General features: G+C 58.3%; 20 protein-coding genes and 1 pseudogene. 9 read left to right on the forward strand and 12 right to left on the reverse strand.

The genetic code is table 11. The annotated features are described in order from the left end of the window. Positions 1-65: 65 nt before the first annotated feature. The gene (locus M3668_RS04535; RefSeq protein WP_251379597.1) at positions 66-2,339 is read left to right on the forward strand and encodes a heavy metal translocating P-type ATPase; all 2,274 of its coding nucleotides are present in this window, start codon (positions 66-68) and stop codon (positions 2,337-2,339) included. On the opposite strand, the gene M3668_RS04540 is transcribed toward M3668_RS04535, so the two are convergent. Then, positions 2,332-3,291 (reverse strand): AraC-like ligand-binding domain-containing protein, encoded by a 960-nt coding sequence (locus M3668_RS04540; protein ID WP_251379598.1) that lies wholly within the window; start codon positions 3,289-3,291, stop codon positions 2,332-2,334. The two genes, M3668_RS04535 and M3668_RS04540, sit on opposite strands and share 8 nt — an antisense overlap. A gap of 150 nt (positions 3,292-3,441) precedes the next feature. Here M3668_RS04540 and M3668_RS04545 point away from each other — a divergent pair, with 150 nt between their 5' ends. The 7 genes from M3668_RS04545 (at position 3,442) to M3668_RS04575 (ending at position 10,883) form a co-directional block, all read left to right on the forward strand. Next, the gene (locus M3668_RS04545) at positions 3,442-4,869 is read left to right on the forward strand and encodes an aldehyde dehydrogenase family protein (RefSeq protein WP_251379713.1); all 1,428 of its coding nucleotides are present in this window, start codon (positions 3,442-3,444) and stop codon (positions 4,867-4,869) included. A gap of 56 nt (positions 4,870-4,925) precedes the next feature. Then, the gene (locus M3668_RS04550; RefSeq protein ID WP_353055964.1) at positions 4,926-5,579 is read left to right on the forward strand and encodes a GMC family oxidoreductase; all 654 of its coding nucleotides are present in this window, start codon (positions 4,926-4,928) and stop codon (positions 5,577-5,579) included. Continuing rightward, positions 5,540-6,295, forward strand: coding sequence for a GMC family oxidoreductase (locus M3668_RS04555; protein ID WP_353055965.1), 756 nt, complete (start codon positions 5,540-5,542; stop codon positions 6,293-6,295). Before M3668_RS04550 ends, M3668_RS04555 begins: the two co-directional genes overlap by 40 nt. Positions 6,296-6,554: 259 nt before the next feature. Next, the gene (locus M3668_RS04560) at positions 6,555-7,895 is read left to right on the forward strand and encodes an MFS transporter (protein WP_251379601.1); all 1,341 of its coding nucleotides are present in this window, start codon (positions 6,555-6,557) and stop codon (positions 7,893-7,895) included. A gap of 147 nt (positions 7,896-8,042) precedes the next feature. Next, on the forward strand, positions 8,043-9,251 hold the full coding sequence (locus tag M3668_RS04565) for a thiolase family protein (protein ID WP_251379602.1): 1,209 nt from the start codon (positions 8,043-8,045) through the stop codon (positions 9,249-9,251). Continuing rightward, positions 9,251-10,009, forward strand: coding sequence for an enoyl-CoA hydratase/isomerase family protein (locus tag M3668_RS04570; RefSeq protein ID WP_251379603.1), 759 nt, complete (start codon positions 9,251-9,253; stop codon positions 10,007-10,009). The genes M3668_RS04565 and M3668_RS04570 overlap by 1 nt, the downstream gene beginning before the upstream one ends. A gap of 7 nt (positions 10,010-10,016) precedes the next feature. Beyond that, entirely contained in the window at positions 10,017-10,883 is an 867-nt protein-coding gene (locus M3668_RS04575; RefSeq protein ID WP_353055960.1) for a 3-hydroxyacyl-CoA dehydrogenase family protein, read from the forward strand. 95 nt (positions 10,884-10,978) lie between these two features. Here M3668_RS04575 and M3668_RS04580 read toward each other — a convergent pair whose 3' ends face one another. Continuing rightward, a complete protein-coding gene (locus M3668_RS04580; RefSeq protein WP_251379604.1) occupies positions 10,979-11,386 on the reverse strand; it encodes a PaaI family thioesterase in 408 nt (135 codons plus the stop codon). A gap of 141 nt (positions 11,387-11,527) precedes the next feature. Here M3668_RS04580 and paaZ point away from each other — a divergent pair, with 141 nt between their 5' ends. Next, positions 11,528-13,612, forward strand: coding sequence for a phenylacetic acid degradation bifunctional protein PaaZ (paaZ, locus tag M3668_RS04585; protein ID WP_251379605.1), 2,085 nt, complete (start codon positions 11,528-11,530; stop codon positions 13,610-13,612). Positions 13,613-13,697: 85 nt separating this feature from the next. Here the strand turns inward: paaZ and M3668_RS04590 are convergent. From M3668_RS04590 to mmsB, 10 genes and pseudogenes are all read right to left on the reverse strand, one after another. After that, positions 13,698-13,997, reverse strand: a pseudogene (locus M3668_RS04590) (HigA family addiction module antitoxin); the annotation flags it as partial. Between the two features lie 97 nt (positions 13,998-14,094). Beyond that, positions 14,095-14,763 (reverse strand): ABC transporter ATP-binding protein, encoded by a 669-nt coding sequence (locus tag M3668_RS04595; RefSeq protein WP_251379606.1) that lies wholly within the window; start codon positions 14,761-14,763, stop codon positions 14,095-14,097. After that, on the reverse strand, positions 14,756-15,763 hold the full coding sequence (locus M3668_RS04600) for a hypothetical protein (RefSeq protein ID WP_251379607.1): 1,008 nt from the start codon (positions 15,761-15,763) through the stop codon (positions 14,756-14,758). Before M3668_RS04600 ends, M3668_RS04595 begins: the two co-directional genes overlap by 8 nt. Before the next feature lie 7 nt (positions 15,764-15,770). Continuing rightward, positions 15,771-16,796, reverse strand: coding sequence for a hypothetical protein (locus M3668_RS04605; RefSeq protein WP_251379608.1), 1,026 nt, complete (start codon positions 16,794-16,796; stop codon positions 15,771-15,773). Between the two features lie 12 nt (positions 16,797-16,808). Further along, complete coding sequence (locus M3668_RS04610; RefSeq protein WP_251379609.1) at positions 16,809-17,303, reverse strand: hypothetical protein; 495 nt, start codon at positions 17,301-17,303, stop codon at positions 16,809-16,811. Between the two features lie 271 nt (positions 17,304-17,574). Next, positions 17,575-18,177: a TetR/AcrR family transcriptional regulator gene (locus M3668_RS04615; protein ID WP_251379610.1), complete on the reverse strand. Its 603-nt coding sequence runs from the start codon at positions 18,175-18,177 to the stop codon at positions 17,575-17,577. 96 nt (positions 18,178-18,273) lie between these two features. After that, a complete protein-coding gene (locus M3668_RS04620; RefSeq protein WP_251379715.1) occupies positions 18,274-19,554 on the reverse strand; it encodes a phenylacetate--CoA ligase family protein in 1,281 nt (426 codons plus the stop codon). A gap of 99 nt (positions 19,555-19,653) precedes the next feature. After that, a complete protein-coding gene (locus M3668_RS04625; protein WP_237203036.1) occupies positions 19,654-20,079 on the reverse strand; it encodes a PaaI family thioesterase in 426 nt (141 codons plus the stop codon). Positions 20,080-20,249: 170 nt separating this feature from the next. Next, positions 20,250-21,029, reverse strand: a complete 780-nt coding sequence (locus M3668_RS04630) for an enoyl-CoA hydratase (protein WP_251379611.1) — start codon at positions 21,027-21,029, stop codon at positions 20,250-20,252. Beyond that, positions 21,026-21,934, reverse strand: a complete 909-nt coding sequence (gene mmsB / locus M3668_RS04635) for a 3-hydroxyisobutyrate dehydrogenase (protein WP_251379612.1) — start codon at positions 21,932-21,934, stop codon at positions 21,026-21,028. Before mmsB ends, M3668_RS04630 begins: the two co-directional genes overlap by 4 nt. Between the last annotated feature and the right edge of the window lie 16 nt (positions 21,935-21,950).

Genomic DNA, 21,950 nt, shown 5'->3' on the forward strand with positions numbered 1-21,950 from the left:
CCAGCAGAGGGATTACCTCCTGCTCATGACGCTTTACCCATGCCTCCGATGGAGGAAACCACACCATGACCTCTACACCCGACACCTCGGCCTCCGCTCCGGAGGTCTCTAACACCCTGAGCCAGCCAACCCGCATCGTCACGCTGGACGTGGGGGGTATGACCTGCGCGTCCTGCGTGGGACGGGTAGAACGCAAGCTGAAAAAGCTGGGGGTGGACCCCTCCGTCAACCTGCCTCTGGAAACCGCCCGAGTGATTGCCCCGGCGAACATCAGCGATGAGCAGCTGATTGAAACCGTGGAAAAGGCTGGCTATAGTGCACGCCTCAAAGAGATAGATGCCCCGATAAATGAGCAGGAGGCGGGCACCTCGCTGACGCTCCGTATTGTGGTGGCGCTGATTTTTGCGGTGCCGGTTTTCTTTATATCCATGTTTTCTAGCTTCCAGTTCCCGCACTGGGGGTGGGTAGTTGCCGCCCTGACCTTGCCGGTTGCCACGTGGGCGGCGTTACCCTTCCACCGCCCCGCCTGGATCAATCTCAAGCATGGCTCCTTCACCATGGACACCCTTATTTCCCTGGGTGTCATCGCCAGTTTTGTCTTTTCGCTCTGGCAGCTTCTTGTTGACCCTGCCATGACGGCTCATGCGGGTGCATCCCACAGTGGGAGCAGTGGCGGGCACGGCATGGACCATCAGCTCTACTTCGATGCCGCCACCATGATTACCACCTTCCTGCTGGTGGGCAGACAGATTGAGCATTCCACTCAGCGCAGGTCTTCCCGGGCCCTGCGTAACCTCCTGGATTTGGGCGCTAAAAGTGCCACCGTGCTGCGGCAGGGGCAGGCAGTACAGATTCCCGTCAAAGATCTGCTACCGGGTGATGAATTCCTGGTGCGCCCCGGTGAGAAAGTTGCGGTGGACGGGCAGGTAATTTCTGGCCGTTCAGCTCTGGATACTTCCCTGCTGACCGGCGAATCAGTGCCCGTTGAGGTTGGCCCTGGAGACGCGGTGGTGGGCGCGACCGTGAACACCTCCGGTGCGCTGACGGTGCAGGCAACCCGGGTGGGTGCCGATACCGTTCTGGCGCAGATGGGTAGGGCGGTCGCCGAGGCTCAGGCCACCAAGGCGCCTATCGCCCGCCTAGCTGACCGTATTTCGGCGGTTTTTGTGCCCATCGTGATGGGTATTTCTCTGGTGGTTTTGGCGGGCTGGTTGCTGGTCACCGGCGATGTTAACGCGGCTTTTACCGCAGCGGTTTCGGTGCTGGTGATTGCCTGCCCCTGTGCCCTGGGTCTTGCTACCCCCACCGCTCTGCTGGCAGGTACCTCGCGGGGCTCACAACTGGGTATTTTGATTCGGTCAGCGCAGGTGCTAGAAAGCACCCGGACGGTAGACACTGTGGTGCTCGATAAGACCGGCACCGTGACCACCGGTGAGCTTACCCTTGACCGCGTGTTGCCTCTGGGTGACTGGGCAGAAGACCAGGTACTACAACTAGCAGGAGCTGCCGAGGCGCCGTCCGAGCACCCTCTAGCGCGTGCAATTACCGGGGCTGCCCGGGCACACGGTTCACTGGCCTCCGTCGATGATTTTGAGTCCGTAGCAGGCGGTGGCGTGCGTGCCACCGTTACCTATCAGGGGCAGCCGGTGCGCACCATAGTGGGTCAAGTCTCCCACCTGGTAAGCGAGGGCGTTGAAGTTTCTGACGCTATCGGCCAGCAGGTGCATAGCCTGCAAGAAGAGGGGCTAACCACCGTACTTCTGGCGGTGGAGGGTCACCTTGCCGGCCTACTCTGCTTGCAGGATTCACCGAAGGACGACGCCGCACCCGCCCTTGCCGAGCTCAAAAAGTTGGGCCTCACCCCGGTTCTTTTGACCGGAGACGCCGCGCCGGTGGCCCGCGCTGTTGCCGCCCGTGTGGGCATTGCTCCGGAGCACGTTTTTGCCGGGGTTAGCCCAGCAGACAAGCTGGATAAGGTGACGCAGCTGCAGGCTGGTGGCCGTGGTGTTGCCATGGTAGGTGATGGAGTGAATGACGCCGCCGCCCTCGCGAAGGCCAACCTGGGAGTGGCGATGGGTTCGGGCACCGACGTTGCCATGGAAGCAGCCGATATGACGATCATGCGCAGCGACCTGGCATCCTTACCCACTGCAATCAGGCTGAGCCGCGCGACCCTGAACCTGATTAAGTCCAACCTTTTCTGGGCTTTCGCCTACAACACGGTGGCGATTCCGGTGGCAGCAGCGGGCCTACTCAACCCCATGATTGCCGCTGCAGCTATGGCCTTCAGCTCGGTCTTTGTGGTACTGAATTCAACGCGACTGTTGCGCTTTAGATAGTCAGCATCCTCGCCCTATAGGCAGAGGGGCTTTCCCCGTATTCGGCCTTAAAGGTTTTGCTGACATGGGAGGGGTCAAAGAGGGCGTAGCGGGAGCTAATAGTCTGCACCGAGTCGGAGCGTAGCAGTGGGTTGGCCAGGTCGTCCCGAATACGTTCTAACCTGCGCGTCCTGATAAAAGTAGCTACTGTCAGCCCGTTGGTAGCGAATCTGCCGTGTAGTTGCCGCAGGGAAATATAGAGGGCGTCAGCTACCCGCCCCGGGCTAAGTTCCGGGTCGCCCAGGTGATCCTCAATGTAGGCAACCGCCTGGTGAAAAAGCAGGTTGGAGGGTTCCCGCCCGGCGCTGCTGGACTCCGCCGCCATGACCGTGATCAGCATTTCCAGGGCAGAGCGCACGAGGGCGAGCGCGTGCGCCCCCTGCAACTCCTCAAGGTTGGCGGCAAGCTGCTCAAAGAGGGTGACGGCTACCTTACCAAGGCCCTGTCTATCTGAGAGTGAGGTGGCGGTAATTAGGCCCATATAGTCGGAGCTCATTTGCACGAAATTTTGGGGGAAGAGCACGATGAGGCTGCGTTGATCGCCGGTGTATTCCAGGGTGTAGGGGCGTTTGGTGACGTAGAGTGCCAGGCTACCAGGGGTTAGGGTGCAACTACGCCCGTCTTGGGTGAGCACAGATTCTCCTTCTAACTGCAGGCTGAGCTTGCAGTAGCCGTCATGTTCTAGGTCGTGGCGGTTGGGGTCACGGCTGACGGTGTGCGCCGGGGTGCGCATGTCAAAGAGTTCAACCTCCCCCAGTGACGCGGTGCGGACGCTAGCGCGGAAGGAGGTGGGGTTGGGGCAGGTGATGGCGAGGTCGCCGAAACTTTCGGTGGCACCCAGACGCCACTGGGTCATGTTCATTTCGCCGTGCAGCACGAGGCCGCGGGCAGCTTTGGGGGTGCTCTGACCCATCTCCTCCCTCTCTCCCGTTGTGGACTACTATTTGAAATCTACAGGATAAGTGACCGGGGGCACAAAAAGCCAAAGGGTGTGCACGCTGCACCTAACGCTCATCGTTCACTGCTGGAGAGCATAGGGGTAACTATCTTTGATGCTAAGGAGATGACAGTGCAGTCACTACCCACCACCTACCAAGAACTGCTCAGCCGCGTGACCGAAGGTGGCAGCCGCGAAATTTTTGATCCTGCTACCGAAGAGCTCATCGGTCTTGCCCCCACCGCAACTGAAGCAGACCTGGATCGCAAGGTACAAGCTGCCCGTGAAGCCCAGGTTGCTTGGGCAAAACTCTCTCACGCCGAACGCAGCGACTACCTCATGAAGGCAGCCGATGCCATCGAAGCAACCACTGAACCCCTGGCAGAGCTACTCTCACGCGAGCAGGGCAAGCCGCTGAACGGCCCTAACGCCCGCTTTGAGGTGGGCGGTGCTGTGGCGTGGACCCGCGCCACAGCGTCCTTTGGGCTAGAAGAAGAGACCCTGGTGGACGACGGCGAAACCCGCGCGGTGCTCAATTACCGCCCCATCGGCGTAGTGGGTGGTATTGGCCCCTGGAACTGGCCCATGATGATTGCGATCTGGCAGATTGCCCCCGCTCTGCGCATGGGTAACACCATTGTGGTCAAGCCTTCTGAGTACACCACCCTGAGCGTGCTGGCGCTGGTTGAGGTCATGAACACCGCGCTGCCCGAGGGCGTATTAAATGTGGTGGCAGACAGTGCCGACCGCGCTCTGGGCCCCAAGATGTCGGTTCATCCCGGCTTCGATAAGCTGACCTTCACCGGCTCCACTGCCACCGGCAAAAAGATCGCGGCATCAGCTGCTGATTCTCTCAAGCGCCTCACCCTTGAGCTGGGCGGCAACGACGCTGGCATCGTGCTGGATGACGCAGACCCCAAGTCGATTGCTGAGGGCCTCTTCTGGGGCGCCTTCATCAATACCGGTCAGACCTGTGCCGCCCTCAAGCGTCTCTACGTACCCGATTCTCTCTACAATGCGGTCTGTGAGGAGCTGACCGCGGTTGCTCAGAACATGCCTATGGGCGTGGGTGTTGAGGAGCAAAACGTCCTGGGCCCGTTGCAGAACAAGGCGCAGTACGACATTGTGGCGGACCTGGTGCAGAAGGCCAAGGACGGCGGTGGTCGCGTGCTACTGGGTGGCACCCCGGACGAAACTGCCCCCGGCTTCTTCTACCCCACCACCCTGATTGCCGACCTTGATAAGGACAACCCGCTGGTGGTTGAGGAGCAGTTTGGCCCTGCCCTGCCGATTATTCGCTACTCCAGCCTGGAAGAAGCATTAGAAGAAGCTAACCGTCTGGATGTTGGCCTGGGCGCCTCGGTCTGGTCCCCCAACCTTGAGCGCGCCCGCGAGGTTGCTGCGCAGATGCAGGCTGGCACCGTCTGGATCAATAAGCATGGTGCCATTGATCCCCGCATCCCTTTCGGCGGCATCAAGCAGTCCGGCTACGGCCTGGAGTTCGGTGTTGAAGGGCTCAAGCATATGGGTGTGCCTCACGTAATTTGCGAATAGATTTCACCCCACCACCCCGGTTTTCTTGAAAATTATCAGAGAATCGGGGCGCTCTTATATCTACAGTCAAACAGGATTGGGATTATTACACCGTGCCTCAAAAAGGCGCTCATGGCCGCCGCCTCCACCTGCCCCGCGGCAAGGTTTTGGGCGGTTCCCACGCGCTCAACGCCTGCATCTGGGTACGCGGTGACTCCGCTGATTACGATGCCTGGGAAGAGATGGGCAACTCCGGTTGGGGTTGGTCTGATGTGCTGCCCTTCTTTAAGAAAATTGAGAATTTTGACGGCGGCGCTTCAGCCACCCGTGGCGGGGATGGTCCCTTAGACGTGCGTGAAAATTTTAGGCGCAACCCCTTGCAGGAATCTATGGTCGAAGCGGCCCAGCAAGCAGGCCACACACTGAACCCTGATTATAATTCGGGTGATGTTGAGGGTATCTCCCGCATGCAGCTCAACCTGCGCGATGGCGAACGTTTCAATGTCTGGCATGCTTATCTACGCCCAGTTGCTGACCATAAGAACCTAACACTGATAACGGACGCTCGGGTTGAGAAGGTGCTATTCGATGGTAACCGCGCAAGAGGCGTCCTATTGCATCAGGAGGGGAGCCCCAAGAAGTACTGGCAGATACCGTCATTCTTTCAGCCGGTGCACTGGGTAGCCCCGAAATTCTTTTGCGTTCGGGCGTGGGGCCGCGTGCCGAGCTAGAACAGCTGGGTATCGAGGTAGTGGCAGATATTCCCGGCGTGGGCAAGAACCTGCACGATCACCTCTTGGCGCCGGTCATTTTTACTACTGATAGGCCAATCCCAGCCCTAGAAGATGCACCCGCCGAGGTTCACCTATTCGCGAAGTCTTCCCCCGCTCACGCTGTTCCGGATACCCAGCCCATTTTCTTCTCGGTACCTATGTATTCGCAAGACTACGGGCAGGGGCAGATGGAGGGGCCCGCCGAGGCATTTACCCTGATGGCGGGCATTGTTCGCCCTGTATCTCGCGGTGAACTCAAGGTCACCGGGGCATCCCTGGCTGATCCAGTCACCGTCGACCTTGCAGCACTCAGCGAAGATGAAGATATCGATGTTCTGGTTGCTTCCATCAAACAGTGCCGGGAGATTGGCAATCAGCAGGCGTTGGCTGGCGAGTGGGGCGCCCAAGAAATTTGGCCAGGTACATCGGTGCACAGTGATGAGGAGCTAAAGGCCTACGCGCGAGATGCTGTGGTGACCTATCACCACCAGGTAGGCACCTGTGCCATGGGCAAGGGCCCTGAGTCTGTTGTTGATTCCAACAATTTGGCAGTGCACGGAGTTGAGAACCTGCACGTCATTGATGCCTCAGTCATGCCAGTGATACCCACAGGCAACACCAATGCTCCCACCATCATGATTGCAGAAAAGGTAGTCGAAACTCTCGTGGGCTAGGCGTTCCACAGTCTGTGTTCCCCTCAGGCAGGACGCCGGTATTTAGCTTGTCCGCACAGGCTAAGTGCCGGCGTCCTTGCGCTTCAGTCGTTATTTACTGACCGAACGGTAAAAAATTTTAGGAAACTATCGCACGGGGATTAAAAGTCGTATATGATTCATAACTAACCACCAAGATGTGACCCCCACCTCATAGATGAGAGGAGGTTGCACAGGGCATCAAGCGCACACGCGCCCCTCCACCAGCAGAGGTACATCAATGTCTTCACACGCAGCGGTAGCACCGCACAAAGTCAGCCGGGAAGAGCGAAAAGTTCTCGCCGGAACTCTCATCGGCACCACCATCGAGTGGTACGACTTCTTCATTTACGCCCAGGCCGCCGGCCTCATTCTGGCAACACAATACTTCACCCCCGAAGGTGAAGATAACACCATCGCACAGATTGTCGCCTGGGCCTCCCTTGGCATCAGCTTCGTCTTCCGCCCCCTGGGTGCTATCGTTGCCGGCCACATCGGTGACCGCTTCGGCCGCCGCATCACCCTGGTGCTCACCCTTATCATGATGGGCATCGCCACCGTCGGCATCGGCTTCGTACCTACCTACGCCTCAATTGGCATCGCAGCCCCCATCATCATCGTTTTCTTGCGCATCTTACAGGGTTTCAGCGCAGGCGGTGAATGGGGCGGCGCAGCTCTCATGTCCGTGGAACACGCCCCCCGCCACAAGCGTGGCTTCTTCGGCGCTTTCCCCCAGATCGGCGTCCCCCTGGGCATGATTCTGGCAACCCTCATCAACCTCTTCCTCAACTCCATCCTCACCGAAGAGCAGTTCCTCTCCTTCGGTTGGCGCATCCCCTTCTGGTCCTCCATCGTGTTGATTCTGGTGGGCTTCTACATCCGCCACTCCGTTGAGGAATCCCCTGTCTTCAAGGAGATGCAGAACCTCAAGAAGCGTGAATCTGCGCCCCTCAAGCAGCTCTTCAAGACCAACACCCGCCAGGTCATCCTTGCAGCGCTCATATTCATTGCCAACAACGCAGCTGGCTACCTAGTCATCGCCTTCTTTATCTCATACAGCGTGAAAGCACTGGGCATGAGCCGCAGCGAAGCCATGACCGCGGCTATCATAGGCGGTTTTGGCTGGCTCATCTTCACCATGCTGGGCGGCTGGATGTCCGACAAGATTGGGCGCGTGCGCACCTTCCAACTCGGCTACGGCTTCATCATCCTCTGGGCCATTCCCATGTGGTTCCTCATCGACAGTGGCAACATCGTACTCTTTACCCTGGCCATCTTCATCCTCACCATCGGCCTGGGCCCCTCCTACGGCCCCCAGTCGGCTATGTACGCCGAGATGTTCCCGGCAGCAGTCCGCTTCTCCGGCATCTCCATCGGCTACGCCATCGGTGCGATTCTCGGTGGCGCCTTTGCTCCCATGATTGCTGAAATGATTCTGCGTGAGACCGGTCAATCGTGGATGATTGGTTTGTATATCGCGGTCCTGTCAGTAATTTCTCTTGTCGCGGTCAGCATGGTACCCAAGAGCAACCAGGAAATTGACCTACACCCCGAGGAAACTAAAGAACCCGCACTCTTATAGCGAGAGCCTTGCCTCACCCCTCACGCCAGCCGCCCCCTCGGGGGCGGCTGGTTCACTTGACCAAGGTCACTTAAAGTGAAAAGATTTAGTGAACGATTGGTCAGTTATTGACGTCTGCGCCCCGCGCGTTCTCACAAAGGAGTTTGAATGTCTTCCGCACCCCAGGTTTATTTGGTCGGTGGTTCCCGCACCCCCGTCGGCAGGTATGGCGGGGCACTATCCAGCGTCCGCCCCGATGACCTCGCGGCTCTGGTGCTGAAGGATGCCGTAGAGAAGGCAGGGATTGACCCTGCCGTTGTCGATGAGGTCATCTTGGGCAACGCCAACGGCGCCGGCGAAGAGAATCGCAACGTAGCCCGCATGGCTTGGCTGCTCAACGACTACCCAGATACCGTCCCTGGCATCACCGTCAACCGCCTGTGCGCCTCTGGCATGAGTGCCGTGACCATGGCGGCTCAAATGATTCGTGCCGGCGATGCTGACGTCGTGATCGCGGGCGGCGTTGAGTCTATGAGCCGCGCCCCCTGGGTCATGGAAAAGCCCACCACCGGCTTCGCCAAGCCCGGCGCAACCTTTGACACCTCTATTGGCTGGCGCTTCGTTAATCCTGAGTTCGCCAAGCGTGACAAATTCACCTATTCTATGCCTGAAACCGCTGAGGAAGTTGCCCGAGTCGATGGCATCAGCCGCGAAGACTGTGACGCCTTTGCTGCACGCTCCCACGAGCGGGCTATTGCCGCCATTGAGGCCGGCCATTTCAAGGATGAGATCGTGCCCGTTCCCGTACGTGACCGGAAGGGCAACGTTACCCTGGTCGACACTGACGAGGGCCCCCGCCCCGGCACCACCACCGAGGTGCTTGCCAAGTTGCGCCCCGTCGTGGCCGGTGGCGAAGTAGTCACCGCAGGTAACTCATCAACGCTCAATGACGGCGCCTCTGCCATTATTGTTGCCTCAGAAGCAGCTATCGAGAAGTACGGGCTGACACCGCGCGCGCGGTTTATGACCGGCACCGCCGCAGGTCTTGCCCCGGAAATCATGGGTCTCGGCCCGGTCCCCGCCACCGAGAAGGTGCTCGCACGCGCAGGCTGGAGCGTCGAAGATCTGGGCGCTGTTGAACTCAACGAAGCCTTTGCCAGCCAGTCCCTGGGATCCATGCGCCGCCTGGGTTTAAGCGAGGACATCGTCAACCGTGACGGCGGCGCTATCTCCTTGGGGCACCCGCTCGGTTCCTCCGGTTCCCGTCTTATCATCACCCTGCTGGGCCGGATGGAACGCGAGGACGCCGAACGCGGCCTTGCCACCATGTGTATCGGTGTGGGCCAGGGTGCAGCTGTTTTGGTGGAGAAGGTCTAATGTTTGAGCACTTCACCGCACTGACCATCGAGGACGGCGAGGGGCACCTAGTCGCCCGCATGAACCGCCCCGAAGTGCGCAACGCCATTGACGCTACCATGGTGGCTGAACTGCACGAGCTCTGCGCCTACCTGGAAACCACCCCCAAGATTCTGATTCTGACCGGGTGTGAGGTCAACGGCCGCGGCATTTTTGCTTCTGGCGCTGATATTGCCCAGTTGCGCGAGCGCCGCCGAGAGGACGCCCTGCGCGGGATTAACTCGCAGATCTTTGATCGCATCCACCACCTGCCCATGCCGGTCATCGCCGCTCTTGACGGCTACGCCCTGGGCGGTGGCGCAGAGCTGGCTTACGCCGCAGACTTCCGCATCGGCACCCCCCACCTCAAGATGGGGCAGCCCGAAACCAACCTGGGCATCATCGCTGCCGCCGGCGCACTCTGGCGCCTCAAGGAGCTGGTGGGTGAGCCGGTGGCGCTTGAGATTCTTATGGCCGGGCGCATCCTCAATGCCCAGGAGGCACTGGATCTGCGCCTGGTTACTGAGCTGCACGAGCCGTCCGAGCTTCTGAACGCCGCCCGTGCCCTGGCTGACCGCATCGGTGCCCAGGACCCCCTGGCGGTGCGCATTACCAAACGAGTCTTTGCCGCCCCGCGCGATGCCCACCCCCATATTGACGAGCTAGCGCAGGCAATTCTCTTTGAGTCTGATGCCAAGTTCGACCGTATGCAAGCCTTCCTAGACCGCAAAAAGAAGTAGGTAAACCGTGGCTGAAATTCATGACCTTAAAGTTCCCGCCCGCGTGGGCGTGCTGGGCGGCGGACGCATGGGCGCGGGTATCGCCCACGCTTTCGTCCTGGCCGGCGCCCAGGTAGTTGTGGTTGAGCGCGATGCCCCCAGTGCTGAGGCTGCCCGCGAGCGCGTGGTGCGCGGCCTAGCTCAGTCCATTGAGCGCGGTGTTTTTGACGGCAACCTGGGTGAACTGACCGAACGTTTTGATGTATCGGTTGACTACGCGGCTTTCGCTGATCGCGACCTGGTAGTTGAGGCTGTTCCTGAGAACTGGGATTTGAAGGTCTCTGCCCTGCGCGACGTCGAAGCGCAGCTCAGCGAGAGCACCTACCTGGCGTCCAACACCTCGTCCCTGTCTATTGATGGGCTGGCTGAGGCTTTGGAACGCCCCGGTCATTTCATTGGCCTGCACTTCTTTAACCCGGTACCGGCGTCCAAGCTGGTTGAGGTGGTGCAGTCTAAGTATTCCTCTGAGGAGCTTAAGATAGCGGCTCGCACCTGGGTAGATGGTCTGGGCAAGACCCCGGTGGTTGTCAACGATGCTCCCGGTTTTGCATCCTCCCGCCTGGGTGTGGCAATCGCACTGGAGGCTATCCGCATGGTGGAGGAGGGCGTCGCTTCCCCTGATGACATTGATAACGCCATGGTGCTGGGCTACAAGTTCCCCATGGGGCCGCTGGCCCTGACCGATGTGGTGGGGCTGGACGTCCGCCTGGGCATTGCTGAGTATCTGGAGTCCCAGCTGGGTGAGCGCTTCGCTCCCCCGCAGCTCATGCGCGATATGGTGGCTCGTGGCGAGCTGGGCCGCAAGAGTGGCAAGGGCTTCTATGACTACAGCTAGGCTGTCAGCAGGAGAGTGAGCTTATAAGTTCGAGCGTGCGTCTCACAGGCGCACGCTCGAACATTTCCTGCACATTCGCTGGTTTGGTCTCTGCCCTAACCCTTAATAAAGTTGGTGATCCGTAGGGTGCAGAGGCGGTCACCGGTCTCTTCGTGGGTAATGATAACCTCGTGGGTGGTCAGCGACCGACCCAGGTGAATGGCGGAGGCCGTAGCGCGCACTATTCCTTCGCGTGAAGATTTATGGTGGGTAGCATTCACATCCACGCCCACTGCTACCTTTCCCATCGAAGACGCATGAATCACCGCAGCCCAGGAACCGACCGCTTCTCCGATTGCCAACATGGCACCGCCGTGCAGTAGCCCAAGGGACTGGCGGTTGCCCTCCACCGGCATGGTAGCGACCACGCGCTGGGCCGACTCTTCCAGCACCTTCACGCCCATCTTTTCATCTAGCTCACCGAGCGTAATCTTCCACAGCTCACGCTGTTCTTGGTCTGCCATCTCGCCCACCAGCGTCCTTTCCAGGCGTAACCCTCGCCCGATAACTTTCACTCACTTGTGATGTGAACTATAGTTTATATCAATAACTGAACGCTCGGTCACTTATTACCGGGTCGTACTGCAACAGCGAAGGACATCTCAATGACGAGCACCCCAACCCTGGTTCCCAGCTTCATCAAAGGTACCTGGTGGGCCCCCGAAAACCCCGGTAAAACCACTGACGTTGTGGACGCCGCCACCGGCGAAGTCATCTACCAGGTCAGCACCGAGGGGCTAGATACCGCAGGTGCCATCGACTACGCCCGCACCGTAGGCCAGCAGAACCTGCAGAACCTGACCATCCACGAGCGCGCCCTGAGAATCAAGCACATCGCCCAGTACCTGACCCAGCACAAGCAGAGTCTCTACGACATCTCCTTCTCAACCGGCGCCACCCAGCGCGACCACTACATTGACGTGGACGGTGGCATCGGCACCCTCTTTACCTTCTCGTCCAAGGGGCGCCGCGAACTCCCTAACTCCAAGGTCATCATCGACGGCAACATCGAGGTCCTCTCCCGCGACGGCTCCTTCATCGGTGAGCACATCTACACCACCTTGCCCGGTGTAGCCGTTGAAATTAATGCCTTCAACTTCCCCATCTGGGGCATGCTGGAGAAGTTTGCACCCGCCTTTATCGCGGGTATGCCCACCATCGTCAAACCTGCGACCCCCACCGGCTACGTCACCGAGGCAACCGTGCGCCTCATGCTGGACAGCGGCCTACTGCCCGAAGGTTCTCTGCAGCTGATTTCCGGTTCAGCTCGTGACCTGCTGGACTACCTGGATTACCGCGACCACGTCGCCTTTACCGGCTCCGCTGCTACCGCCCAGGTGTTGCGCAACCACCCCCATGTGCAGACCAAGGGAGTGCGCTTCACCGCCGAAACTGACTCTCTTAACGCCGCTATTTTGGGCCCGGACGCCCTGGCCAACACTCCCGAGTTTGATGCCTTTATCAAGTCGGTCATGGTCGAAATTACCGCCAAGGCTGGTCAGAAGTGCACCGCCGTGCGCCGCGTCATTGTGCCCACCGGACGCAGCCAGGAAGTGATTGATGCACTGGCAGCTAAGGTGAGCGAACGCATTAGGGTAGGTGACCCCCGCGAAGAGGGCGTCACCATGGGCTCACTGGCCTCCCCCGAGCAGAAAGCAGAAGTTGCCAAGGCAGTTGACCGCCTGGTAGCTTCCGGCGGCGAGATTGCCTTCCAGGGTGAAGCCCCCGAGGGCACCAGCTTCTTCCCCGTTACCGTGCTGAAATTCGCGGATGCCCGCACGCCCGAGGTGCACAGCGTGGAGGCCTTCGGCCCCGTCACCTCAGTACTGGAATACAAGAGTCTCAATGAAGCAGTCGAGCTTGCTGCCATGGGCGGCGGCTCCCTGGTCGCCAGCGTCTGCACCCACGATGACGCAACTGCCGCCCAGCTCACCCTAGGCATTGCAGCCCACCACGGCCGCGTTCTGGTGCTGGACCGTGAAGACGCTAAGACCTCTACCGGTCATGGCTCCCCCGTGCCCCACCTGGTCCACGGCGGCCCCGGCCGGGCAGGTGGCGGAGAGGAGCTAGGCGGTGTACGCGCCGTCAAGCACTACATGCAGCGCACCGCAGTTCAGGGCTCACCCAATAAGCTAACCGCCCTGACCGGGGTGTGGCACAGCGGGGCGGACGCCAAAACCGTAACCCGGGCCCAGGTTGATGCGGGCGCGGGCGTACACCCCTTCCGCAAGTCCCTAGCTGAGTTGGAAATTGGCGACCAGTTCGCTTCTGACCTGCGCACCGTGACCCTGGAGGACATCACCGCTTTCGCGCATGAAACCGGGGATATGTTTTACGCCCACACCGATGAAGAGGCAGTGACCGCTAACCCCTTCTTCCCCCGCCGCGTAGCCCACGGCTACCTGCTGGTCTCCTGGGCCGCCGGTCTCTTCGTGGACCCCGCACCGGGCCCCGTCCTGGCTAATTACGGCCTGGAAAACCTGCGCTTCATCACCCCGGTGACCTATGACGACGCGATCCGGGTAACCCTGACCGCTAAGAAGATTACCCCGCGCGTTACCGACGATTACGGTGAGGTCGCCTGGGACGCCGTGCTGCATAACCAGAATGACGAAATCGTTGCGACCTACGACGTGCTAACCCTGGTCGCTAAGACCTGGCCTATGCCCGAGGTGGACGAGGCTAACTAGTCTCAACCGCCGGAACAGCCAACAATAAGGACACCGCACCCTTTCTTCTGGGAGAAGGGAGCGGCGTCCTTATTGTTGATGAGGCGGCAGATGCTAGCGGAACTATGGCCGCTAAGCTCTCAGCCTGGGTCTCTTCAAGCTGGTCTAGCTCGTAGCGCGCCTGGAGGTCAAGCCAAAATTCAGCGCTGGTGCCAAAATAGCGGGAAAGGCGGGCTGCGGTGTCTGCCGTGATTCCCCGCTTGCCGTGCACAATTTCGTTGATTCTGCGGGGCGGCACCATCATGGCACGTGCAGCTTGATTCTGGCTCAGCCCCAGAGGCTCTAGAAAGTCTTCGAGTAAAATCTCGCCGGGGTGAACCGGGGCGAGGCTAGTGGTAGTCAACAATTTCAGCCCCTTCAGGCTTTCCGCCAGTGGTATGAGGTATAGCCACGACCTATAACGCAAAACGTTATAGAGCAAGAGTTATGTAGACATACCCAACCTAGAGAGTTTCTAGATTCTGCACCCGGTGGCAGGCGGCAGCCAGTAAAGGGTCGTGGGTGGCTAGCAGAACTCCAGTTCCCTGCCCTGCAAGCTGGGCAAAAAGCTCAATGAGGTGCTGGGTACGCCCCCAGTCCAGGGCAGACGAGGGCTCGTCCGCAATTAAGATTTGAGGGTTGCGCATAAGGGCGCGGGCTAATGCCAGTCGCTGTTTTTCACCACCCGATAAGCGGTTAATTTTCTTCTCCAAGGCGACATCTAGCCCTACCTGCTCCAGCTTTTCCTCCGCTAGAGCCCGCCATTCTTTTCGGGGCGGAGTGGGCTTTTGAAAACGCAGGGGCAGCACCAAGTTCTCGTAAGCGCTTTCGTCAGGTAGTAACCCATAGCCCTGAGATAAGAAACCTATGTGCTCCCGGCGTATGGGCGGCAGGCTGGCAGGTTTTGTATAGTCCAGTGGAGTGCCGCGCAGGTAGACCTGCCCTCTGTCAGGTACTTGCAGGCCAGCTACGATATCGAGCAGGGTGGTTTTACCACAGCCAGATGGACCCATAATCCCTATAATTTCCCCAGCAGCTAGGGTTAGATTGCAGTCTTTGAGAACCTGGCGCCGAGCAGTCCCGTCTGGCACGGTCTTATCTACCCCGTAGGCCTCAAGCAGTAGGTTAGTCACCGATTCGCTCCTTTCGAGAAAGCCGATAGATAGAGAGGATGCCTGGGGCAGCAACCAGCAGCAGGAAACTCAATAGCGCCAGAGGCATGAGGGCACCTCCGCCTGCGGGCCAGGGCGGTGCGGAGTAACCCCCGTTAGAACGCAACAGCCGGTCTACCAGGTCAAATCCCAAATAAAGGGGCAGGGTAAAAGCAAGACCCACAAAAAAGAGGTAGCGAAGAAGTAACACCACCCAGTGGGCGCCATAGAAGGACTGAAGCCGGTAGCTGGGACGCAGTAGTTTCCAAAGGGCTGCGTTAGCGGCAACCGCCAGCACAAGCAATACCAGTAAAGGCAGGAAGAAGGGCAGGTTTTGGTTGAGCGTTACCGCCCACTGTGTCAGTGTATAGGTCCGAGGAGCGTCTCTGTAAGCGTAGAAGCGGCTGGTAAGCCCCTCATCCTTATAGGCCTCATTTATGTTTCCGGCCAACACAGCAAGTTCCTCTGCTGAACAGGAGCAGGAAATATTCTGGGGCAGGGAAACTGTGTCTGCCAGCGGTAAAAAGGGAAGGCTGGTCAGCTGGTCAGGAGGTAGGGAAAGCACTGTGCGCCCATAGTTCTCGCTACCCATCTCAGCTGTAGAAATATTCGTCTGCTCAGCAACTTGGTTGCTGACAAGTACCAGGGCATCTGCATCATCATCTACCAACGAAAAATGTGCCCGGTTCAGCATTCCTTGAACCTCGATGCTTAGCTGGCAGCCGGTGCAGTTTTCCAGCTCTCGGGCAAGCCCAGCTAGAAGGGTGGGGCTTGCCTGTTGCGGGGTGGTAATGGTGCGCTGTTTATGGGCATCTACTTGACTAAGAAAGGCAACCTGACCGTCGGAGCTCTGGCGCCCTGGATTGTTAGCGGCGCCGTCATTGAGAAAGAAAGCAAGGGAATAAACACCGATACACGAAGCCAAAAAGATCAGCAGGCTAATGGGGAGCAGGCGCGGTAGGAACTTTGAGATCTCCAGCAAAGTTCTTTTAGCATGGGATTTCACGTTTGAGCCTCCTGCCTGCACGGTGAAGAAGTAGCCAAATAAGAGCTACCCACCCGAGAATATTTAGAACAACGGTAAGCACCGGGATGAAGAGCGAAGAATATTGGGGGGCCAGGAAGGAGTAGACCAGGGCAAGGCAGGCACCTAGTAAGCTAGCTGAGACCAGCCCCGGTATCAAACGGCGCAACTCGACCTGCTGAGCCTGGTAGCGGCTAGCGCCCAGGGAGAGAGCTGTTGCCATTGAGGAGGTGCGGCCTAGCAGGTAGATAAGAATAAGCGCCGTTGCACAGAGAGCTAGGGTAAGGACGGGCAGTAGGTTAACTAGCCCATAGGGGGAGGATACATAGTGGGCTAGTGTCGGTTGGCTACGTGTATCAACTAGGGAAAAGGTGTAACCCTCATTCTGGGCAAGCTCTTCTAGCACGGCTATGGCGATGTGATTATCGGTGGTGAGGTAGTAGGTGCCAGTGCCAAAAGGTTGGACAGCGGGAGTCGCCAATGCGGTGATACCCGGCTCTTGGTCGATACGGTAGGGCTCATTTAGTGCCGAGATATCAACCGACGAATGAGGTAATAGCACCTCGTAACTAGCCGAGGGAACCTGTCCAAGCACTAGTGCGGTTTGGCTGGCTGGCTCTTCTAGAGCCTGGTAGTTTTGTTTTTCCCCTAGAGTAAAGTTATGGGCTTCATCGAGGACAGTTGCTGTATCAAGTTGACTGGCCGGAACATAGAGAATGGAGACTCGGTGCCCCTGGCTGAACCGGTTAATGTTCTGCGTGAACCCCTGATGTGTCTCTTGCGGGACAGAAGAATCAGAGGCTTCAGGGCTAGGAGAGTTAGAGTCACCAACTTCACCGATAGTAACGGTACTAAGAGCACCGCCGTACCCTAGGAGGGGATGAGCCCCACCGCCTAAGTAGGCAGCGAGACTACTCAGGGCTGAGAAGATGGTCAGGGCAGAGAGCAAGAAGGTGGTAACCACCGCACCCCTGACCATCTTCTTAACCACAGCAGGCTCTCTTTAAAAAATATTAGGATTAATTCTAGTAGTTTGAATATTAAAAATTGTCTTAGGAGCATTAGGATCTATCGTGTCCCATGTTTCTACGATTGTTACTGGACCAGCAGCCCAGCTACACCCATTGCTGCTGGCATAAGAGCATCCTTTATAACTTTTCATGGCACCATTACGCGTATACCAAATACATACACCCGTAATTCGCTGGCCCCCATAAATGTTACCTGCAGCCCTAGCCGTCCCCACATAGCGCACCCAAGCTAGCTCTCTGCTTATTGCATAACTTGAGCCCCAGGCATCTTGAGGCGTCACATAGCTTGCATAGCGACCAAGACCCGCGTCTGACCACTCAATATTTACATTTCCGGCACCAGGAGTAAGAGGAACTTGGAGAGTTTCAATAGTCGCATTTCCCTGTGCATTATTTACGGCATGTGCAGCAGGAAATATTCCTAGAGTAGCGACAACTAACAATGTTGAAGTAAGAAATTTACGCATGGCAAATATCTTTTACATTAATTGCCCAAATAAAGGCATCCAATGAATCAGATAGTAGTTATTTTTCAATAATCAAATTTATTAAATTACTATCTGATTAAAATATTCCCACCTGAACCTTGGGCTGTCAAGGGGAAATAATTAATTTTTCAATAGACAGGTTGTTGGACAGGTCACCCGTAGTTTGACAGAATCTTATTATCGATATAGTTGAAATTTTCACATCATGGGATTTTGGTCTACGCCAAGAATTTTTTCATCCGAATTCGCATCATAACGCATGCCTACCAATACCGTGGAAGGCCATCTCCACGACTGTGTCTGCCAGGGCGTCCACGTCGCTGCCGCGGGTGGGGTCATACCAACCCGATAAGGAGTTAATCATGCCGAAAATCAGACGAGCCAGGGTTGCGGGGTCAGCGTCCTGACGCACGAAGCCGGCTTCTTGCGCTGCCCCCACCAGGTTGGAGAGGCGCACCGTCAGCTCACGGCGCTTACCCAGGGCTGCGTCCTCCACCGGGGTGTTGCCGCGCAGGCGCAACAACAGGGTCACCTCAGGCAGATGTTCGGCCAGCACAAAGACGGTCTGACGCACCACAAATTCAAGACGCTCCAGAGCATCCGCCTCGAGCACTTCACCCGCTTCAAAAACCTCATCCAGGGCATTGAGTGCCTGCTTGAGGGCAATCTCAAGGATCTCTTCTTTAGACGCCACGTGATGGTAAATCGCGCTTTTGGTGAGCCCCAGCCTCTTAGCCAGCATGTCCATGCTGGTCGCCTCGTAGCCTCGCTCGTTAAACTCAGCCACACAAAGACGTAGGACCTCAGCCCGCTCATAGCCGGGGCGGCCGCGCTTCACAGATGTCTTGCTCACCTGTTTCCTTTCATCACAGTGGGGGTGCCACCTGCAGACAGGTGACACCCCCAATGGTAGTAGCCAGATCCCACTTTCTACTAGCTCAACGGACGTTTACTCGCCGGTGCCCTTGGGCTTGTTGCGGTAATCGTAGATACGGCGAATCTTGCCCACCGAGCGGGGCAGGATGTCCGGGTCCAGCACCTCAATGCGGCAGCTTGAACCAATCTTGGTTTTGATGTCGTGCAGCAGACGCTTACCGGCGTCCTCTGCCTGCTCCACGGTGGCGTCCTCGCGGCGCTCAATACGCACGGTCATCTCGTCCATGCGGCCCGGGCGGGTGAGCTCCAAGGCGAAGTGGGGTGAGAGTTCAGGTTGCTGCAGGGCCAGCTCTTCTACCTGGGAGGGGAAGAGGTTGACGCCGCGCAGGATGATCATGTCATCGCTGCGGCCGGTGATGCGACCCAGGCGGCGGTGGCCGGGACGCTGGGTGCCGGGCAGCAGGCGGGTGAGGTCGTGGGTGCGGTAGCGGATGATGGGCAACGCCTCCTTGGTGAGGGAGGTAAAGACCAGCTCACCGGGGCGTCCCACATCAAGCACAGTGTCGTCAAAGGGGTCAATGATTTCGGGGCGGAAATGGTCCTCCCAAAGGTGGGAGCCGTCCTGTGTTTCGCCAGACTCGCCAGCAACACCGGGGCCCATGACCTCAGACAGACCGTAAATATCGCAGGCTTTGAGGGTGCCGAAGGTCTTTTCAATCTCGTGGCGCATCTCCTCGGTCCAGGGCTCAGCACCCAGCACCGCGGTCTTGAGACTGGTTTCCTTGGGGTCGATACCCAGCTTGCGGAAACCGTCTGCAATGGTTAGCAGGTAGGTGGGGGTGGAGAGAATCGCGTCCGGTTCAAAGTCGCGAATGAGCTGGATCTGCTTCTCGGTCTGGCCGCCGGACATGGGGATGACGGCGGTGCCTAAGCGTTCTGCACCTGCGTGCGCACCCAGACCACCGGTAAAGAGGCCATAGCCGTAGGCGTTGTGCACCTTCTGGCCGGGCTTGATACCGGCGAAGCGGAAGCAACGGGCCACCAGGGATGCCCAGGTGGTCAAGTCATTTTCGGTGTAACCCACCACGGTGGGCTGGCCGGTGGTACCTGAGGACGCGTGGATGCGGCGCAGGTCGCTCATGGGCACAGCGAAAGCCTTGAAGGGGTAGGCCTTACGCAGGAATTCTTTGTCGGTGTAGGGGAAGAGCTTGAGGTCATCTAGCTCTTTAAAGTCACCGGGGTGCACGTCGTGTTCGTCGTAGAGCTCCTTGTAAGCTGCCACATTTTCGTAGGCATAATGCAGGCTCCAGCGCAGGCGCTCAAACTGAAGGGACTCAATCTGGTCCCGGCTCATCAGCTCCTCAGCGTCGGGGCTACCGGGGTCAGCAGGCTTAGCCGGTGGGGTGTAGGGGTTCTCCACACTGCAGGGGGGTGCTTTGTAGGTGCTCAATATTTACTGTCCTTCCGAGGCTGTCGGGGGTGTGATGGTGCGCCCGCGGCCGCGGAACTCGGCAATGAGTTGGCCTTCGCAGGTCACGGTGACATCAACCAGGCTGTTGCGCCCGTAGGATGCTGCGAGCTTACCTTCAGCGCGCAGGGTTTGACCCTCGCGTGCTGAGGCTACGTAGTTGATGTCTGCCCCGGATGACACAGTGATTTTCTTACTGAATTCTTCGGGGTTCAAAGAGTTAACGGTGAGGGCAAAAACGGTGTCGGCAAAAGCAAAGGTCATGCCCCCGTGGACGATGCCGAAGCCGTTGAGCATATCGCGGGTGATCGTCATTTCTGCCAGGGCATAGCCCTCTGAGACCTCTAGAACATTAAGGTCCATCCACTCTGTGGCGTAGTCACGCTCAAGCATGGGGTGCGGTTTGGCCACTTTGCCTCCACAAATCATTAGTGACCGATTGGTCAGTTATTGCGATTGAACCTAACCTTGTCACATTTCAATGAGATGCGCAACACCATGACGGCGGCCCAGCAGACAAAGATAGGGGGTGGCCACAGCGCTTTGCACCGTGGCCACCTTGTATCTCTCTCAAAGAGTTTTTAACGGTGCTCGAACTTAGCCTCACGCTTCTCCACGAAGGCTGCCATGCCTTCCTTCTGATCGTGGGTAGAGAAGAGCGCGTGGAAGGTGCGACGTTCAAACTGGATGCCCTGGGCCAAAGTGGTTTCAAAGGCAGCATTCACTGCCTCTTTCGCCACCTGCGCCACGAACTTGGACTTAGACGCAATAGTCTCTGCCATTTCTAGAGCGGTGGGCAGAACGTCCTCATCCGCCTCTACTAGGCGCGATACCAACCCGGAGCGTTCTGCTTCTTCTGCTCCTATAAAACGCCCGGTCAAGCAGAGATCCATTGCCTTTGCTTTACCTACGGCGCGGGTTAGACGCTGGGAACCGCCCATCCCGGGGATAACGCCCAGGTTGATTTCGGGCTGACCAAACTTGGTGGAGGGCCCGGCAATCAGCATGTCGCACATCATGGCAAGCTCGCAGCCGCCGCCTAGGGCATAGCCGTTGACCGCAGCGACGATTGGGGTGCGCAGGCGGGTGAGGTTATCCCAGTGGGCAAACCAGTCGGCGGCATACATGCTGTCGTAGGTCTGGCTCGACATTTCCTTGATATCGGCACCGGCAGCAAACGCTTTTTCACTACCGGTCAGGACGATCGCCCCCACTCCGGCGTCCGCATCAAAAGCGGTGGCGGCGGCAACAACCTCGCGCATAGTGGCGTCGTTGAGGGCGTTGAGTGCCTTGGGGCGGTTGAGGGTAATAACCCCAACCCTGCCGCGGGTTTCTGTCAGAATGTTCTCGTAGCTGCTCATATCGTCTCCTTTGTTGAAATGGTGCCCGCGATGCGGTTGTAGACATCTGAGAAGTCTTTGCCGCCGCGTCCTTCTTCTACCAGTTCAGCATAGATAGCGGCAGTTCGCGCCCCCAGCTCACCGTTAACTCCCGTAGTTTCTAAGGCGGCCAGCGCCAGTCCCATGTCTTTAGCCATGAGGGCGGTGGCGAAGCCCGGTTCGTAGTCCTTGTTGGCGGGTGAAGTGGGGACGGGGCCGGGCACAGGGCAGTTGACGTTAACGGCCCAGCAGTAGCCCGAGGAGGTGGAGATGACGTCGTAGAGCACCTGATTCTCTAGCCCCAGCTTCTGACCCAGCGCGAAGGCTTCTGAAGCTCCGACCATGGCGATGCCCAGTAGCATGTTGTTGCAGATTTTGGCGGCCTGGCCGGTGCTGTTGGCGCCGCAGTGAACAACCTTTTTACCCATGACCTCCAGCAGGGGGCGCACGCGTTCTAGACCCGCTTCTGAGCCGCCAACCATGAAGGTGAGTGTGCCGGCTTCTGCGCCCACCATGCCGCCTGAGACGGGGGCGTCTACTGCCTCAAAGCCTGCCGCTTGTGCCATTTCTGCTGCCTGCAGAGCGTGGCCTACTTCAATGGTGGAACAGTCGAGAAAAAGGGTGCCGGGTTTAGCGGCGGCTAGGAGCGCTGGGTAGGCAGAGAGCACATGGACGCCGGCGGGTAGCATAGTCAGAACAATATCGGCCTGGGCTGCGGCCGCCTCACCGCTCTCGGCAATGGTGATGCCCTTGCTGGCAGCGGTATCTAGAGCTGCGGGCATCAGGTCAAAGCCGTGCACGGTGTAACCGGCTGCTACCAGGTTGGCGGCCATGTAGCCGCCCATGTGCCCCAGTCCGATGAAAGCGATGATGGGTTGGGTGGTCATGATGTCCTCCTAGAGT

Source organism: Rothia sp. P100 (assembly GCF_023712425.1).
GTDB lineage: Bacteria > Actinomycetota > Actinomycetes > Actinomycetales > Micrococcaceae > Rothia > Rothia endophytica.